The organism is Anaerobacillus sp. 1_MG-2023 (assembly GCF_030547345.1).
In the GTDB taxonomy this organism is placed as follows: domain Bacteria; phylum Bacillota; class Bacilli; order Bacillales; family Guptibacillaceae; genus Guptibacillus; species Guptibacillus hwajinpoensis_B.
In genome coordinates this window covers 1-16369 of sequence record NZ_JAUORD010000020.1, presented here as the reverse complement: position 1 = coordinate 16369, position 16369 = coordinate 1, and the positions used below count along the sequence as shown (strand labels likewise).

The following is a 16369-nucleotide window of genomic DNA, read 5'->3' as shown; positions in this document are numbered from 1 at the left end:
GTAACACAACAAGCCTAAAAGAAAGAAACGGAATAGGATGCAACCACGGAAGAGTTTAACTTCTCTGCAACAAAAAAAGAACCCTGACTATTAGTCAGAGTTCAATCGTCACAGGGTTCAGTGTTTTGGTTGGTTTGCAAGTTGCTCCTCAGCTAGTTGAATAGCACGCTTCACGATGTTACCTGCATCGCGAGCTTTTATTCCTCCCCAACCTTCTTTCTGAACCGTATCATAAAAACCAAGCTCTTTCGCAATTTCTTCTTTCAATTGATCAGACATAATCCCTTTACGTCTTGCCATGCGAATCAAGCTCCTTTCTATCCTGTAACACTCTTAGTGTGAGGATCGAAAGCCATCGCTATACTGCAAATATGTAACCAAAAGAAGGAGAAAAATTATTTATTCCCAAATAAAGCAAAAAAGCAGTTAGACCATTTGCCTTAACCGCTTACTGCCGCTTGTTCTTCATTAAATGTAATTTGTACTGTATCTGTTAGAATATCTGTGTAGCTGTATGACACACGCTCAAATGCGTTCGTGTCCTGATCCAGCTTAACAATGAACACTGCCGGGTAGGTTTCTTCAAGGATGCCTGAACGTTGAATTGTCTTTCTGCGACCTCCGTTTGCCTTTAAGGTCAACCGTTTGCCAACCTGAGATTGTAACGTTTGTTTGATCTCAATAATCGTTTTTGCCATCGGAACCTCCACCTCACTTAGACAAATTATAACATCTTTTGCACCATCTTGTCAAATAAAACTTAAATTATAACAACGAAGCAAAAACAATGTCAATTGTTATTTACTGATGATGTGTATTTTTATTGTTTCTTAATTTGTCGAAAAATATGTATACTCATTGAAATATGCTGGTTATCTCATGTTTCGCAAAAGAACATTTCTCTATTCTAGTCCCTTTCAACAAGCATATTTTTTTATTAAAACTGACATAAAAAAGCGAACGGATGGATATGTATTCCACCCGCTCGCTTACTCTGAATAATCCTCCTGGTCCTTCATAGGCATACCTGTACGTAGAATTCCTCTAGTTTCTACTCCACCAAGTCCATCTTCACCAGTCAACGTGTTTCTAAGAGCGTCCCAAACATTAACGTGATCAGTAAAAGATGTGAGTGCAATTTTGGATACGATAAAAACTGGATCAAGCATGTGAATGTTAATTCGAGCTGGAGAGCTTGCAAAATTAGCCCCTGCACGAATGAGTGACTCAAAATGAGACTGACACGCTCCAGCAAAAATAACAAGGTGATCAAGATTCGGAAAAACACTTCTCACTTCTTTTACAGCTCGAACAAAGTACCGTGAATTTCGATACGATTGAAGATCCTTTTTCTCGCCTTTATGTTTTGTATACGCATCATGCCCTGTGATAACCAAAATATCTGGTCTAACATTGTTAACTAATTTGATAATATTCTCCGGTATTTCGCTCTCCTTCATATATAGCCCATAAACCGGGACGCCAAGACGCTTATACATTTCCAAACATTTACTAAGGTATAGTGGATCCCCGTCAATATGAAGAATTTTTCCCGGGAGTTCAAAAAAACTTGTTTCTTTCTTGAAATGACTAGTTGCCGAATATTCTCGCTTCATTCGCAACAGTTGATAGTCTTGTCGAAACAAACGAAAGGAATAGTCTTCTTTCTCTTTGGACTGCTCCCGTCTCATTTTGTGTTCATTGGAGTCAATTACCACTAGATCGTCAAACGGGGCATCTGCGATTAGCCTCATATCCTCGCCCACGAGCTCCGCTGACTTACTTGACTCATTCATCCTTGTCACTCGAAAGATTAAGTCACAGCCATATGAACGCCTGGCAACGATATCTCCTTCTTTCATCGTCATTATCTTCCCTCCACACCGCTTGACCTGAAAGACTAAACAGCATCTCCTTTACCTACTATATGAGAACTTTAAGAAAAGATGATTTATATAGAAATGAGAACTTGGTTTACCTTCACTGATTATTAGGAAGATGTTCGAATCATGACAACTAAAAAAAAACACCCCGGAAGTTAGTTTTTAACTCTAACTTTCGAGGTGCTCCACCATCAAGGTGTTCTTTTAGTTTCATCTTTTCTGCTATAAAAAGCATTACTCAACGCCGCGAATTCTTCCATTGAGAGCGTTTCGCCCCGACGTGTTCCATCAATCCCTGTCTCTTGTAATACTTCCTCAATCATTGGCTTTTGCTCTTTACTTAAAAGATTATTTTGCAGATTGTTCAATAAGGTCTTTCTACGTTGACCGAAGCTTGCTCGAATCACTTCAAAGAAATAGGCTTCATTCAAAAGATCGACAGGAGGCTCCTGACGCAGCTCCAAGTGAAGAACGGATGAATCTACATTGGGCTTTGGTACAAAAACGGTTTTTGGTACTGTGAGAGCCGTTTTAGCCACTGCATGGTATTGCACTGCAAGTGATAATGAGCCGTATTCCTTAGAACCAGGCTTTGCAGCAATACGCTCTGCTACTTCTTTTTGAATCATGACAACGATCCCACGGACTGGTAATTTTTCTTCCAATAACTTCATGAGAATAGGCGTCGTCACATAGTAAGGAAGATTCGCTACTACCATCAAATCCTGACCCTCTTCAAACTCTTCTTCAATCACTTGACGAACATCTGCTTCTAACACATCACTATGACGTATATGAACGTGTGGATAAGGAGAAAGAGTGTCTTCTAGAATAGGGAGTAGACGCTGATCAATCTCAAATGCCACGACCTTTTTAGCTTGTTTTGCTAGTTTCTCTGTTAAGGCTCCAATACCAGGCCCAATCTCGATAGCGCCAGAATTCGGTGATAACTTAGCCTGGTCTACAATTTTTGTTAGGACATTCGAATCAATTAAAAAGTTCTGTCCAAGACTTTTCTTAAAAGTAAAACCATGTTTAGATAAAATTTCTTTTGTTCTAAAAGGGGTTGATATTTCTTTATTCATTTCTCTTCCTCCTGTAACACTTCTTCCAAAGCCTGACTAAACTCTTCTCTTGAAATTTGAAATATTTGTAGCCGTTTGAAAAGCTGCTTTCCATTCATATAGCCCATTTGCAACCGATCTCCTAAAGCTTTTCTTCTCTCCTTAGAACGATCGCCTACAACCAGACCAGCAGCGATAAGATCCTCCCATTCAATCAAAACATCTGGAGCTTCTATCTCTTCTCTTACTGAAAGAATGGCTTCTTGAATATCCTGAATAGAGGCATGTTCAATTCCAACTTTCTTTCCATTAGATGAGATGGCACGTTTTTTATTTAGAAAGGCGTGTTTACAAGAAGGCAGTCGGTCACTAATGATCTGACGAATTCTTGTACCAGGATAATCTGGATCTGTAAAAACAATTACGCCTCGTCTCTTCCAAGCAAGCTCAATACGTCTAAGCGTCTCTTCGCTAACCTCAGATCCATTCGTTTCTAGCGTATCCGCATCAAGCGCTCGTTTCACAGCCAATGTATCGTTTTTGCCTTCTACGATAATAATTTCTTTTACTTTCACTCTGTTTCCTCCATAATACATAACCGATTCTACCCTGTTATTATAACTACACGTGAATTTTTATAGTTTCTCTCATAAATCTTTTCTTTATCATACAAAAAACACAGAGAGAGACTTTCCCCACTCTGTGTTATTAGCATACCATATCTCGATCACTAATCGAGAATTGTAATTTGAACAGTCTTGTTTCCCCATGCGTAAGCTGCAGACTTCGAAGAGAAAAACACATCAATCTTGTTACCTTTAATCGCACCACCCGTATCAGCCGCAATAGCCGTTCCATATCCTTCTACGTGAACTTTTGAGCCGAGTGGAATCACACTAGGATCAACCGCAATGATTTTCGCATCAGGATTAGATTTTAAGTTAAAGCCCGTAGATGTGATACCTGAACAGCCAGCACAATTTGCCGTATAAGCTGTCGTCGATACGTTCATTACCTTCCCTGACGACTTACTTTCAGGTTTAGATGGTGATTTTGAAGTTTTTGTAGCAGGCTTACTAGCTGTCTTTGTTGATTTAGATTGAGTTGAAGGGGCACTGCTAGTTTTCACAGCTGTTTGTGTAATAACCTGGGTACCAACAGCAACGATTTTGTCACTGCTTTCCTTCACTACATCGGTTTTCTTAAGCTCACGGGAAACCTCTTTACCATTTTCTAAAACAACTTCGTAATGTTTCTCCCGCTTGCCTTCTTGTCCGTCTTCTAGGACTGTTTCTTTACCTTTTTGAATTGAACTATCATTCTTCTTAATCGTTGCATAGTCAATCGTCTCTTCCACTACATCGGTGACCTTTTCCACTCGAATCACGTTGATTTCCGAGTTCGCTGTAACGTCCTCTTCTTTTTTGGGTTCTACGCGATCAAGTTCTCCAAGTTGTATATTCTGCTGTTCTAAAAAGCCAGCGACCGTAGTCGAAGTTGTCCAAATCTCTTTTTGTTTCCCACCGTCGTTTACCGCAACTTTGAAAGCTTCATCAACGGCAATCGTCATATTTTCTTTCAATTCATCATCGAGTGATACAGACATTTGATCATGCTTACCGAGCTCCATGTTTTGATCTTCAAGAAACCCTTTCACTGTATCTTTGGTGGACCAAACTTGTTGGTTATCCCCATTAATCGATAGCGTTACTTGAAAAGCCGGTTTCCATTCAATCACATCTCCAGCCTCAACCTTGGCTGATAAATCGTGACTTAAATAATCATGAGAACCAGGATTCAATTCTTCATCCTTTAATAACTCCGCAACTGTATCTGCATGTGTATCTACTGGCTTCTCTTCCCCATCAAGGACAAGCGTGACCGAAGCTTTTGTAGTTTCAAACACGATAAAGCCGGAGACTAAACCTAGTACAATTACACTTAAACAAATCATGAATACGTTCTTTCCACCCTTAACGCGAGCAAAAAAGTTTTCCATGTTCGATTTCATTGTCATAGTTACCCCCTGAACCGACTGTGTTTCAAAAAGAAAAGCTTCTTACTTATCCCCAATTGCTAGTTTAGTAGAAAAGGCATCTACTTTGATCTTGTATGATGGGAGAAGTTATTTTTAAAAGCATCCTATCATTTCTTTTCAACGACAACGGTCTTTTTTATTAGCGACTAATACCGAATAATGTCATAGCATTTTCGGATGTTCTTCTTGCTAATTCTTCATAATCCATTTCTTTCAAATCCGCAATTTGTTCAGCGATGAGCTTCACATATGAAGGTTCATTTCGCTTCCCGCGGTTTGGGTGTGGTGCTAGAAAAGGACAGTCCGTTTCAATTAGCAAACGATCAATTGGTATTTCTTTCGCTACTTCTTTTGGTAGTTTAGCGTTCTTAAACGTTACTGGTCCACCTAGAGAAATGTAGAAATTCATATCAAGGCACTCATTAGCCTCTTCTACAGTTCCAGCGAAACAGTGCATGATGCCACCTACCTCAGCTGCATTTTCTTCTTTCAATACATCAATGACATCTCGCGTAGCTTCACGATTATGTATGATGATCGGTAATTTCACTTTTTTCGCAAGTTGAATTTGCTTACGAAAAACATCTTTTTGTATGTCATGAGGTGATTTGTCCCAATGATAATCAAGTCCCATTTCACCGATTGCTACTACTTTTGGATGACCAGCAAGTTCTTCAATCCACTCAAGGTCCTCTTCTTTCATATCAATCGCATCAACAGGATGCCAACCTACGGCGGCATAAAGAAAATCATACTGTTCAACAAGTTCCATAGCATGTGTTATCGTTTCACGATCAAAACCAACAACAACCATCTTGCTTACTCCCGCTGCCTGGGCACGCTCAATTACTTCTTTTTGATCTTCGGAAAATTGTTCAACATTCAAATGCGTATGTGTGTCGAATAACATGTCAAAACTCCTTCTCCGCTCTAGTACGATGCTAGTGTACCAAATGTCCTAGTTATTTTCTAAGTCTAAACAGTTTCATTTTAATTACATTTTGTTTACAATGCTCACAAAATAAGTTAGAATATTCTGTATATTAAGGTGTTTTGGTTCTTTTTTATATACTTATCTTGCAACTCAAAATGGAAGTTTAGTCACAAATAGCAAAGTAAATGGCAGGGATTTATTGTGAATTAGAAAGTAAAAAAGACCCGGTCTATTTTAAGACCGAGTCATGAGTCATTATTTGATTTGTGTTCCATTTGGCAAGCTTTCAGCAATAGTCGACAATTTCAGCTCGCCGTCATGCTCACCTGCTAGAATCATACCTTCAGATAATTCTCCTCTAAGCTTTACTGGCTTAAGATTGGAAACACAAACAACTTTTTTGCCGATGAGTTCCTCTGGTTTATAATGTTTTGCAATTCCTGAAACAACTTGTCTCGTTTCATAACCAAGATCTAATTTTAATTTCAATAACTTATTGGCTTTTTTCACCGGCTCTACTTCAAGTACTTGGGCGACTCTTAAATCAACTTTTGTAAAGTCATCAATTGAAATCTCATCTAAATCTGGTTTTTCAATTGGCGGTGCTTCCTTTACGACATTGCCATCCATTTGTTCAACTATATATGCAACCTCTTCTTCACGGTCAAGTCTTGGGAAAAGCGGAGCATCTTTTTGAACCGTTGTACCACCGAATCCTTTTTTGAATCCTAATGATTCCCAGCTTGTTTTCTCGCCTTCTTCAATACCTAGCTGTGACCAGATCTTTTTAGGCGTTTGCGTAAGGAAAGGCTGCAATAGAATACCCACTTGTCTCAGTGATTCAGCGAGGTGAACCATTACAGCACCAAGCTTGTCTTTATGAGTTTCTTCTTTAGCAAGAATCCATGGTTCTGTTTCATCAATGTACTTGTTCGTTCGACTAATGAGCTGCCAAATCGAAGCAAGGGCAACTGAAAACTCCATGTTTTCAAGAGAGGTCTCTACTTTAGAAATTGTTGAATCTACCATCTCTACAAGAGTATCATCAAAATCTGTGACCGATCCTTCATAAACAGGTACTTCACCGTCGAAGTACTTAGCGATCATCGCTACTGTTCGATTTAACAGGTTGCCGAGATCGTTCGCCAAATCATGATTGATTCGCTCCACAAAGCTCTCAGGTGTAAAGACGCCATCTGAACCGAACGGTACTTCACGCAATAAATAATAACGTAAAGCATCAAGGCCATAGCGATCAATTAAGGTAACTGGGTCAACCACATTACCTTTGGATTTAGACATTTTTCCATCTTTCATTAACAACCAACCATGAGCAAAGACTTTCTTTGGTAACGGCAGGTCTAGTGACATCAGCATAATTGGCCAGTAAATCGTATGGAAACGAACGATTTCTTTCCCAACAAGATGCACATCCGCTGGCCAGAACTTATTATAAAGCTCATCATTTTCAGTGCCATACCCAAGGGAGGTGATGTAATTGGACAATGCATCGATCCAAACATAAATGACATGTTTCGGATCTCCAGGAACTTTAACACCCCAGTCAAAAGAAGTTCTTGATACCGCAAGATCCTCAAGACCAGGCTTGATAAAGTTATTGATCATTTCATTTTTTCGAGATTCCGGCTGGATAAACTCGGGATTGTCTTCATAAAACTTCAATAGACGATCGGAATACTTGCCCATTTTAAAGAAGTAGGACTCTTCCTTTACTTTCTCCACCTCACGTCCACAGTCGGGACATTTCCCATCGACTAACTGGCGTTCAGTAAAGAAGGACTCACATTGTGTGCAATACCAACCTTCATATTGGTCAAGGTAGATATCACCCTTCTCATACATCTTTTGAAAAATCGTTTCGACAATTTCCTCGTGACGCTTTTCGGTTGTACGGATAAAATCATCGTAACTAATGTCTAACTTATCCCACAAATCTTTAATGCCAGCAACGATGTCATCAACATACTTCTGAGGAGTAACCCCCTGCTCGTGTGCTTTCTTTTGGATCTTTTGCCCATGTTCATCCGTTCCTGTTAAATACTGAACATCAAAACCTCTTAAACGCTTGTAACGTGCCATAGCATCTCCTGCTACAGTTGTGTAGGCATGACCTATGTGGAGCTTTCCACTAGGATAATAGATCGGTGTCGTAATATAAAACGTCTTGTCACCCATGTTGCTTCCTCCTTGATTAAAACAGTGATAAAGTGAAAAGCTTAATTTGTTCTTTAGGACAGTGAATCCCCCACCTTAACGCAAAATTGACTCACGTTTAGAGGTGGGGGCTACTGGACAAAAAGCTCCCGCCCCATGTAGGACGAGAACGTTAGCAACTCTCAACTACAGCCCGCGTTTGCGTATCGCTGTGTAACGTCATTTCGTTCATTCAAGTACAATTCTTCTTCATCAAAATATAACTAATTTAAGGAAGAAATGCAAGGAAGCGGAGCTTAAATCGCGTAACCTACACAAATTTACAATTAATGTCGAAGGATTTACAAGAAAATTGTCGAATCATTTATTTAAGGAAGTCAGGTTTTGGTAATAATATAGTACTTCGAATCCCGTAACAAACCTATTATAGGAAATATTTACCCAATTAAAAGGATTGACGCTTATGGGAAACACTGGTATTATATAGAACATAAATAGAGAAATTTGTCGAATCCTGACGTAATTAATAAAAAAATGGGAATAGGGGAGTATAAAACATGAAATCTACTGGTATTGTACGTAAAGTTGACGAGCTTGGCCGTGTTGTTATTCCGATCGAACTACGCCGTACACTTGGTATTGCTGAAAAGGACGCTCTTGAAATCTACGTTGACGATGAGCGCATCATCCTAAAAAAGTATAAGCCTAACATGACTTGCCAGGTAACTGGTGAAGTATCCGATGACAATCTTGCCATTGGTAACGGCAAACTAATCCTTAGTCGCGAAGGTGCGGAGCAAGTATTGGAAGAAATCCAAAAAGCTCTTGCTAAATAATGAACGTATAGAAAAGCTCCTGCCAATATAGGCAGGAGCTTTTTTTGTACTCTAAGATTCTACATGATAAGCCTGATACACTTCTCTTTTGGGTAGCTCACGATCAAGCGACACTTGTTTGATCGCATCCTTACTTTTCATTCCGTCATTAATATAGTGTTCTACATGATCTCGTAAAGTGAAATCTTCCCACCAAAGCTCTTCATTCACTTCTTCGGATATTCCACCTTCGACGATCACACAAAATTCACCACGGATTTCATTTTCTTCACACCAGCGAAGCACCTCTTCAACTGATCCCCTAATAAACTCTTCATATTTTTTCGTTAATTCTCTTGCTATAATAATTTCTCTGTTTCCCAGAACTTCAAGAACCGCTTTCATCATTTCTTTTAAGCGATGAGGAGCCTCGTAGAATAGAACTGGTGAAGGAATTGTTTTTAGCTGTTGTAATTCAATTTTCCGCTCTTTCCTTTGTCTAGATAAAAAACCATAATAATAGAAATGCTGTGTTGGCAAACCTGATGCCACAAGAGCAGTAATTGCTGCATTCGCACCCGGTAATGGAATAACAGGGATTTCCTCTGCCACACATGCCGACACAATTTCATAACCAGGATCTGAAATAGCGGGCATTCCAGCATCGCTAATAAGGGCAATACTTTGTCCTCCCCTTAATCGCTCCAGAAGTTTATATCCACTCGATTCCTTGTTATGTTCATGATAGCTAATCAACCGTGTCTCAATTTCAAAATGATTCGTTAGCTTTTTGGATTGTCTTGTATCTTCTGCAGCAATAAGATCTACGTCTTTTAACGTCTGAATAGCGCGGAAAGTCATATCATTCAGGTTTCCGATAGGGGTAGGTACGAGATAAAGTTTACCTGTCTCGCTCTTTTTGTAACTCTTCTGACTCCACATGAACTTGCCTCTTTTCTTTTATTATCTTTTCTTTTTGAATACGAGATAGTTGTTTGATTCGATATTCTTCTTGCATTGCTTTACTTTTTGTCTCATATTCTGCTTGATAAACGAGTCGTAGTGGACCTCTCCCCCTCGTATATTTTGCACCTTTTCCACATTCATGTTGAGCTAATCGATGAGATAAGTCCGTCGTATAGCCTGTATAATAACTACCATCTCGACATTCGAGCATATAAACAAAATGACTATAGTTCTTCATAAACATTTCTCATCTCGTCACTATATGTATTATCTTTCTGATAAACGATGAACGGCGGCAACACTTTTAAATCAGGCTTCCCATCTTTAATTCCTTCAATTAATAGCGTATTTGCTTCTTTACCAGCTTTCGGATAAACGAGCTGCATTCTCTTAGGTTCAACACGGTATTTTCTCATTAGCGTCACAATATCAAGTAACCTCTCAGGACGATGAACCAGTGATACCTTCCCACCCTGTTTCGCTAAACGACTGCAAGATTGAATAACATCTTCGAGAGTACACATAACTTCATGTCGGGCGATGGTAAGGTGTTCATTTAGATTACGCTGTTCATTTCGCTGACTTTGAAAATAGGGTGGGTTGCATGTTACTGCATCATAAGATTCCTTTAATAATCTAGCAGGTAGGTCCCGAATATCCCCATGATGTAGGGTAAGCTGATTATTAAGGTCATTTAAATCCACACTTCTCGTCCCCATATCATATAGCCGATCTTGAATTTCGACCGCGTCAATCGGAACCTGACTTCTTCTCGATAATAGAAGTGGAATAATGCCATTACCTGTACAAAGATCAATTATTTTACCACGTTTTATCGGCACCCAGGCAAATCGTGCAAGTAGAACGGCATCTAGAGAAAAAGAAAATACCGTTGGGCTTTGAATAATTCTTAATTCATTTTCAATGATGTAGTCAATCCGTTCATCATCATATAAATGCATGATGCTTTTCTCCTATCTATTTTAATTCTTTAGTGAACAAATTATATAATTGTAAAAAAGGTCTTTCCAGATGTGGAAAGACCAAATCACTACTTTTTATTTAAGAACGACAAGCAGAAAAGACAATCTCCCTCTGTCCGGATGCTACCATAATGGAGATTACAAATATGGAAACCTTCTTGATATAATCTCGCAAGATTATCATACCCTTCTCCAACTTCTGGTTTACCGCGCTTCTTTTTGCCAGATGAATGACTCTTCGGCTCGGAAGTTTGTTCTAACCGCTCTCGCAAGTGGTGATTCTCAATTTCGAGATGGTGATTTTCTTCCAGCAGTCCTGCAAGATGTTCTTTTAGTTCGCCTAATTGTTTGTATAAGTCACCAATCTGTTCTTCCATTGAGCTTACACGTGAAAAAACTTCTTTTTTCTCCACTTCCGTTCCACCTCAATCAATCTGTGGCTTGCGTAGATACTGCGCCGTCTTGTATCAATTCATCAAGCGTATATTCTGTCACGCGGTTGAGTTCAAATAATTCGACCTGAACAAGACGTTCCAATATATTCAACCCAACAACTTTTCCTTTACCTTGTCCGGTTTGAATCGTCTTCCCAACGTCTGGAAGCTCTTTTTTACCGGATTCGTATGCATCGTTCTCATATTTCAAGCAGCACATTAACCTGCCGCAAAGTCCAGAAATTTTAGCAGGATTTAAAGATAGATTTTGATCTTTCGCCATCTTAATCGAAACAGGTTCAAAATCGCCAAGCCATGTTGAGCAACAAAGCATTCGGCCACATGGTCCAATTCCACCAAGCATCTTCGCTTCATCTCTGACACCAATCTGACGAAGTTCAATTCTTGTTCTAAAGATGGATGCGAGCCCTTTCACAAGTTCGCGGAAATCTACTCTTCCATCTGCTGTAAAGTAAAAGATGATCTTATTCCGATCAAATGTATATTCAACATCAACAAGCTTCATATCAAGCTTGTACTCTTCAATTTTAGAAACACACACTTCAAAAGCTTCTTCAGCTGCGTGTTTATTATCTTCTACAGCAAGGCGATCTTTTTCATCAGCTATGCGAATTACTTTCTTGAGAGGAAGTACAACATCCTCTTCATCAACTTGCTTGTTTGCTAATACGACTTTGCCAAATTCAACCCCTCTTGCAGTCTCCACGATAACAAATTCTTTGTTGGACACCTGGAGGCTACTCGGATCAAAGTAATAGATCTTCCCCGCTTTCTTAAAGCGAACGCCAACTACTTCATACACAAACTTATCCCTCCCGTAACCTGAGTACTAGCTGTTCCATCACAAACTGCGGGTTTGTGTTTGCACTCAGACGTCTTTTGGCATCAAGTATCGCCATCATATGCTGACTTATCTTCTTTCTTCCGAATTGAAGGGCATAACGTTCGAGCTTATCCTTCTGATCTGCATAGACAATCCGATTATCCTGCAGTTGTATTTTCATTATATCCTTATACCAAAAAAGCATAAGATTAAGTCCCATATCCTGCTGCGTTTTATCCTTAAAATGAGCTAGCCATTTGTCATGGATCGTTAGGAAAACCTGATGAGGTCTTTCCTTCAACTCTTCAGTCAATTGTATCACTATCGCTCTAGCCTGTGCAAACCACTCATCAAGCGCCAACTCCTTTGCTGCACGCTGATCATTCGTTAATTGAGCAGCTAATTTAGCAAGGTGTGGTGTTACTCCGTCATTCACTAAGGCTTGTTCCACCCCATTTGTTGAAAGGGGTTGAAATGTAATAACCTGGCACCTCGAATAAATCGTGGATAGAATATGCTGCTTTTGCTCTGTTAAGAGAATAGCCATCGTCATTTGTCCTGGCTCTTCAAGAAATTTAAGTAAACTATTAGCAGCTTGAGTTGTCATTCGATCTGAATGATTCAATATATAAACTTTCTTTCGAGATTCTACCCCAAGATAAGAGAATTCCTTCTGAAGCTTACGAATTTGATCGATTTTAATCGATTGTCCATCAGGTTCTAGGAGATGTAGATCGGGATGATTTCCAGAATCAATCCTTTTACAGTCTCTGCAGTTTTGACACGGATCGATACCCGTTCTTTCCTGACAAAAATACGTTTTCGCCATATGAACAGCAATATCTTTTTTGCCTGTTCCTGCCCCACCGTCAAATAAATACGCATGAGAAAGACGTTCTTTCTTGAAACTATTTATGACCATTCTAACAACCGTGGGTTGCCGGTCTTTTAATTCATTCCAATCTGTCATTGCTATCACTCATCCTACCGTGCATATTAAAAATGATGGAAGGCCTCTACTGGAAGTACAAATACCGTTGCTCCTCCAACTGACACTTCAACAGGATACGGTACATAAGAATCTGCATTTCCTCCCATCGGAGAGACCGGTGCCACCATCTGTTCTCTACTCTGACAATTGTCTTTAATAATATCAAGAAGCTTTTGTACACGATGATCTTCCGTACCTACTAGAAATGTCGTATTTCCTGCACGTAAAAACCCACCTGTAGTCGCAAGCTTTGTCGCCTGGAAATTATGATCGACCAGGGCGTTGGATAACCGATTGCTATCCTTATCCTGAACGACAGCCATTACTAGTTTCATGTATATCCCTCCCCGGGCGGCAAGCATGCACCCGTCAATTAGTTATTACTACAATAGTTATCCCACAACACTGTAAAATCCTTTTTTATTGAAGAAAAAATCTCATCCACAGCATTTTCACCATCGATCAAATGAATCCGTTCATTATTATTTTTATATAATTCCAGAAAAGCTTCTCTCACTTTTTCATGATAAGCTGTTCCTTTTTGTTCAATTCGATCAAGTTGATTTCTTGCTGCCATTCTTTCTTTACCAACAGAAACAGGAAGATCAATCATATAGCTTCGATCAGGTGTTAGCCCTCCTGTTGCAAATTCATTGATGACCTTTATCGTTTCTACATCTAGTCCAAGGCCAACCCCCTGATAAGCAACTGATGCATCAACAAAGCGATCACATAGTACAAGATATCCTTCATTTAATGCTGGCAGAATCTTTTCTCTCACATGCTGAGCTCGGGATGAAGCATAAAGAAGCACTTCCGTCTCATCCACCATCTCTTCATGTTCTGGATTAAGGATCAAAGATCTAATTTGATCGCTTATAGCTGTACCACCTGGCTCTCTTGTATGAATAAAACGAATGCCTTCTTCGTTTAAATAATCGGCTAGTTTCTGAACCTGTGTTGACTTACCTGCGCCATCCGGTCCTTCAAATGTTATAAATAATCCTTTCAATGCCCTACTCCTCTTCTATTGCAATCTCAATCATCTCACCATTCATCCCCTGTATGTGTCCTCCGCCATTCAACACTGTTTCTACTAGTTGGATCTTACCTAAAGTTATGCGCTCCCCTGGCAGAACGATAGGAATTCCTGGGGGATAGGGGATAATGGCTTTCGCTGCAATTAAACCAACAGCGTTTCTAATACTAACTGTATTGGTATTCATCGTTTCCAACTTCGCAAAAGAATAAGCAGGAAATGTTATCTCTTCATGATTCAACTGATTCATAGATATTCTAAATGTGGCTTCATCCCTATGAACTGCAATCCTTTCAAATGCCTGTAACGTTCGTTCATAAGCCTCACCATTAAATGCTATGGGACAAATGAGCAAAATGTTTAATGGGTCACTAAGCTCAACAAATATACCTTCATTCTCAAGCTTTTTTGCCAAATCATATCCTGAGGTGCCAGATAACTGGACCGTTATTTTTATTGGATCAATCTGCTTATAAGCATGACTTACATCTCCAATAACGTTTATACCAGGAATCTTATTCAGCCGGTGCTTAAACTGAAGAATCTCTTCTAAAATTTGACCAAGTTGTTTATCAGGAAGTGAAGAAATATAGTGTCTTGCTAAATCGAGCGAAGCCATGATCGGGTATGAAGGGCTGCTTGATTGAAAGACTTGTAAATAATCGTTTATTGCATTCCTATATTTCGGATCACCTATATGTAAGTATGAGCCCATCGTCATGGCAGGGAGTGTTTTATGTGCTGATTGAACAACAACATCTGCTCCTAGTTTCAAAGCACTTTCAGGAAAAAACCTTTCTTTTACAAAATGTGCTCCGTGTGCTTCATCAACAAGAACCGGAATTCCTTTCTGATGAGCATAAGAAATGATCGGTTTTAGATCATTCGTCATTCCGTAATAATTTGGGTTTGTCAGTACGATTGCTTTAATATTTTTATATTTTGTTATCGCTCGATGGATGAGATCGACTGACACACCTGTGGAGACCTGACTTTCCTCATCAATGGATGGATTAAGAAAAATAGGGTGTGCTTTCGATAAGCGAAGTCCATTTAGTACTGATTTGTGACAGTTCTTCTGAACAAGAACAATGTCCCCTTCAGAACATAATGCCATGATCATCGCGAGGTTACCAGCTGAAGATCCCCCTACCAAAAAGCGGCTTTCAACACTTCCATAAAGATCAGCAGTAAGCTGCTCTGCCTTCTTAATTGGACCGTCTGCATGATGAAGATCATCTAGTCCCGAAAGTTCTGTAGCATCTATATTCAATATTTCTTTAAATGAGTTATCTGCACTTCTATAAGTTGAAAAGACCGAACCGTTTTTATGACCTGGTACATGAAATGAGAGGGGGTTCTGATCCTTCCACATAATTAATGCTTCATATAAAGGTGCTTGATCTGCTTTATTCATAAAACCAACTTCTATCTATCGAAGATTCATTGCTTATACTAGTATTCTATCATTATCTAGACTTTCGGAGAAGTAAAGGGTCAAGCAAATCTGTATCGTTTTTTCCTACTTACTGCTGCTTCACATTCATACGTAAAAAAGCAGATAGCCTATAAAACAGCTATCTGCTTATGCTAATCGACTAAGTCGTAGTTTTCGTAGTTTTTCAAGATAAAATTGATAGTTTTCATGACTGGTATCTGTTTGAATTACCTTTCGCTCACACTCATAACAAATAAATCGGTCGCAAATATGAATACCTTTTAAACTGTGTTCTTCGCAAACAAGACAGCACTCACTTAAGCTATGCCTAATTCTCTTCTCCATCTTCCCACCTCCATGGTAAAAGCTTTGCCCAATTATAGTGGATCTATACCGATTCACTTCATTTCAGCCTATTTTTTTCTTCTTTCTATGGATATGTGCCTTTAACTTATCCCGTGTCAGTGATTTTAAAAAAGAAAGGAAATTTCATAGGTATATTATCCTTGTAGCTTAAGAAGGTAAAAGAAGATACGAATTTTATTCCGCTACATTTTAGATATTTCCGCGAATTTCGGATTTTTTCCGCGCTTTTCCATAATAATTCCGCGAATTTGAGATTAATTCCGCGAACGTAAAAAAACCATACAAAAAAGCGAGAAACCCTCAGGTCTCTCGCTTCTCTTATGTTGCCCAGCGACGTCCTACTCTTGCAGGGGGAGATCCCCCAACTACCATCGGCGCTGAAGAGCTTAACTTCCGTGT

Annotated in this window: 19 protein-coding genes and 1 rRNA gene; 1 reads left to right on the top strand and 19 read right to left on the bottom strand. The window is 39.3% G+C overall.

Annotated features, from left to right (window positions below):
• Positions 1 to 117 precede the first annotated feature (117 nt).
• From Q4550_RS21835 to metG, 8 genes are all read right to left on the bottom strand, one after another.
• Positions 118 to 300 carry a small, acid-soluble spore protein, alpha/beta type gene (locus Q4550_RS21835; protein WP_194222591.1) on the bottom strand — a complete coding sequence of 61 codons (183 nt, stop codon included), beginning with the start codon at positions 298 to 300 and terminating at the stop codon, positions 118 to 120.
• Between the two features lie 140 nt (positions 301 to 440).
• Positions 441 to 698 (bottom strand): biofilm formation stimulator Veg, encoded by a 258-nt coding sequence (veg, locus tag Q4550_RS21830; protein WP_098445908.1) that lies wholly within the window; start codon positions 696 to 698, stop codon positions 441 to 443.
• 291 nt (positions 699 to 989) lie between these two features.
• Positions 990 to 1868 (bottom strand): sporulation peptidase YabG, encoded by an 879-nt coding sequence (yabG, locus tag Q4550_RS21825; protein WP_194222590.1) that lies wholly within the window; start codon positions 1866 to 1868, stop codon positions 990 to 992.
• 206 nt (positions 1869 to 2074) lie between these two features.
• Positions 2075 to 2968, bottom strand: a complete 894-nt coding sequence (gene rsmA, locus Q4550_RS21820) for a 16S rRNA (adenine(1518)-N(6)/adenine(1519)-N(6))-dimethyltransferase RsmA (RefSeq protein WP_303536040.1) — start codon at positions 2966 to 2968, stop codon at positions 2075 to 2077.
• Positions 2965 to 3522, bottom strand: coding sequence for a ribonuclease M5 (gene rnmV / locus Q4550_RS21815; RefSeq protein ID WP_369290141.1), 558 nt, complete (start codon positions 3520 to 3522; stop codon positions 2965 to 2967). The genes rsmA and rnmV overlap by 4 nt, the downstream gene beginning before the upstream one ends.
• Positions 3523 to 3677: 155 nt before the next feature.
• Positions 3678 to 4964: a resuscitation-promoting factor gene (locus Q4550_RS21810; RefSeq protein ID WP_303536037.1), complete on the bottom strand. Its 1287-nt coding sequence runs from the start codon at positions 4962 to 4964 to the stop codon at positions 3678 to 3680.
• Positions 4965 to 5124: 160 nt separating this feature from the next.
• Positions 5125 to 5895, bottom strand: a complete 771-nt coding sequence (locus Q4550_RS21805) for a TatD family hydrolase (protein WP_303536035.1) — start codon at positions 5893 to 5895, stop codon at positions 5125 to 5127.
• 279 nt (positions 5896 to 6174) lie between these two features.
• Positions 6175 to 8115: a methionine--tRNA ligase gene (gene metG, locus Q4550_RS21800; RefSeq protein ID WP_303536033.1), complete on the bottom strand. Its 1941-nt coding sequence runs from the start codon at positions 8113 to 8115 to the stop codon at positions 6175 to 6177.
• 536 nt (positions 8116 to 8651) lie between these two features.
• Between metG and Q4550_RS21795 the strand changes: the two genes are divergently transcribed.
• The gene (locus Q4550_RS21795) at positions 8652 to 8930 is read left to right on the top strand and encodes a transition state genes transcriptional regulator AbrB (RefSeq protein WP_136948810.1); all 279 of its coding nucleotides are present in this window, start codon (positions 8652 to 8654) and stop codon (positions 8928 to 8930) included.
• A gap of 51 nt (positions 8931 to 8981) precedes the next feature.
• On the opposite strand, the gene rsmI is transcribed toward Q4550_RS21795, so the two are convergent.
• From rsmI to rrf, 11 genes are all read right to left on the bottom strand, one after another.
• On the bottom strand, positions 8982 to 9851 hold the full coding sequence (gene rsmI, locus Q4550_RS21790; protein ID WP_303536030.1) for a 16S rRNA (cytidine(1402)-2'-O)-methyltransferase: 870 nt from the start codon (positions 9849 to 9851) through the stop codon (positions 8982 to 8984).
• A complete protein-coding gene (locus Q4550_RS21785; RefSeq protein ID WP_303536028.1) occupies positions 9811 to 10113 on the bottom strand; it encodes a GIY-YIG nuclease family protein in 303 nt (100 codons plus the stop codon). The genes rsmI and Q4550_RS21785 overlap by 41 nt, the downstream gene beginning before the upstream one ends.
• A complete protein-coding gene (locus Q4550_RS21780) occupies positions 10100 to 10837 on the bottom strand; it encodes a tRNA1(Val) (adenine(37)-N6)-methyltransferase (protein ID WP_303536027.1) in 738 nt (245 codons plus the stop codon). The genes Q4550_RS21785 and Q4550_RS21780 overlap by 14 nt, the downstream gene beginning before the upstream one ends.
• 89 nt (positions 10838 to 10926) lie before the next feature.
• Positions 10927 to 11271 carry a DNA replication initiation control protein YabA gene (gene yabA, locus Q4550_RS21775; protein WP_098445898.1) on the bottom strand — a complete coding sequence of 115 codons (345 nt, stop codon included), beginning with the start codon at positions 11269 to 11271 and terminating at the stop codon, positions 10927 to 10929.
• 16 nt (positions 11272 to 11287) lie between these two features.
• Positions 11288 to 12115, bottom strand: coding sequence for a PSP1 domain-containing protein (locus Q4550_RS21770; protein ID WP_194222582.1), 828 nt, complete (start codon positions 12113 to 12115; stop codon positions 11288 to 11290).
• Between the two features lie 4 nt (positions 12116 to 12119).
• Positions 12120 to 13106 carry a DNA polymerase III subunit delta' gene (gene holB / locus Q4550_RS21765; RefSeq protein WP_194222581.1) on the bottom strand — a complete coding sequence of 329 codons (987 nt, stop codon included), beginning with the start codon at positions 13104 to 13106 and terminating at the stop codon, positions 12120 to 12122.
• A 26-nt stretch (positions 13107 to 13132) separates the two neighbouring features.
• Positions 13133 to 13462: a cyclic-di-AMP receptor gene (locus tag Q4550_RS21760; RefSeq protein WP_048313368.1), complete on the bottom strand. Its 330-nt coding sequence runs from the start codon at positions 13460 to 13462 to the stop codon at positions 13133 to 13135.
• 38 nt (positions 13463 to 13500) lie between these two features.
• Positions 13501 to 14139, bottom strand: a complete 639-nt coding sequence (tmk, locus tag Q4550_RS21755; RefSeq protein ID WP_226616834.1) for a dTMP kinase — start codon at positions 14137 to 14139, stop codon at positions 13501 to 13503.
• 4 nt (positions 14140 to 14143) lie between these two features.
• On the bottom strand, positions 14144 to 15583 hold the full coding sequence (locus tag Q4550_RS21750; protein WP_303536018.1) for an aminotransferase class I/II-fold pyridoxal phosphate-dependent enzyme: 1440 nt from the start codon (positions 15581 to 15583) through the stop codon (positions 14144 to 14146).
• A 168-nt stretch (positions 15584 to 15751) separates the two neighbouring features.
• A complete protein-coding gene (locus tag Q4550_RS21745; protein ID WP_303536016.1) occupies positions 15752 to 15949 on the bottom strand; it encodes a sigma factor G inhibitor Gin in 198 nt (65 codons plus the stop codon).
• A gap of 346 nt (positions 15950 to 16295) precedes the next feature.
• Positions 16296 to 16369, bottom strand: a 5S ribosomal RNA gene (gene rrf / locus Q4550_RS25215); the annotation flags it as partial.

Coding starts and splice junctions, on each gene's coding strand:
- Q4550_RS21835 (WP_194222591.1), bottom strand. CDS start 300: ATGGCAAGACGTAAAGGGATTATGTCTGATCAATTGAAAGAAGAAATT.
- veg (WP_098445908.1), bottom strand. CDS start 698: ATGGCAAAAACGATTATTGAGATCAAACAAACGTTACAATCTCAGGTT.
- yabG (WP_194222590.1), bottom strand. CDS start 1,868: ATGACGATGAAAGAAGGAGATATCGTTGCCAGGCGTTCATATGGCTGT.
- rsmA (WP_303536040.1), bottom strand. CDS start 2,968: ATGAATAAAGAAATATCAACCCCTTTTAGAACAAAAGAAATTTTATCT.
- Q4550_RS21810 (WP_303536037.1), bottom strand. CDS start 4,964: ATGACAATGAAATCGAACATGGAAAACTTTTTTGCTCGCGTTAAGGGT.
- Q4550_RS21805 (WP_303536035.1), bottom strand. CDS start 5,895: ATGTTATTCGACACACATACGCATTTGAATGTTGAACAATTTTCCGAA.
- metG (WP_303536033.1), bottom strand. CDS start 8,115: ATGGGTGACAAGACGTTTTATATTACGACACCGATCTATTATCCTAGT.
- Q4550_RS21795 (WP_136948810.1), top strand. CDS start 8,652: ATGAAATCTACTGGTATTGTACGTAAAGTTGACGAGCTTGGCCGTGTT.
- rsmI (WP_303536030.1), bottom strand. CDS start 9,851: ATGTGGAGTCAGAAGAGTTACAAAAAGAGCGAGACAGGTAAACTTTAT.
- Q4550_RS21785 (WP_303536028.1), bottom strand. CDS start 10,113: ATGAAGAACTATAGTCATTTTGTTTATATGCTCGAATGTCGAGATGGT.
- Q4550_RS21780 (WP_303536027.1), bottom strand. CDS start 10,837: ATGCATTTATATGATGATGAACGGATTGACTACATCATTGAAAATGAA.
- holB (WP_194222581.1), bottom strand. CDS start 13,106: ATGACAGATTGGAATGAATTAAAAGACCGGCAACCCACGGTTGTTAGA.
- Q4550_RS21760 (WP_048313368.1), bottom strand. CDS start 13,462: ATGAAACTAGTAATGGCTGTCGTTCAGGATAAGGATAGCAATCGGTTA.
- Q4550_RS21750 (WP_303536018.1), bottom strand. CDS start 15,583: ATGAATAAAGCAGATCAAGCACCTTTATATGAAGCATTAATTATGTGG.
- Q4550_RS21745 (WP_303536016.1), bottom strand. CDS start 15,949: ATGGAGAAGAGAATTAGGCATAGCTTAAGTGAGTGCTGTCTTGTTTGC.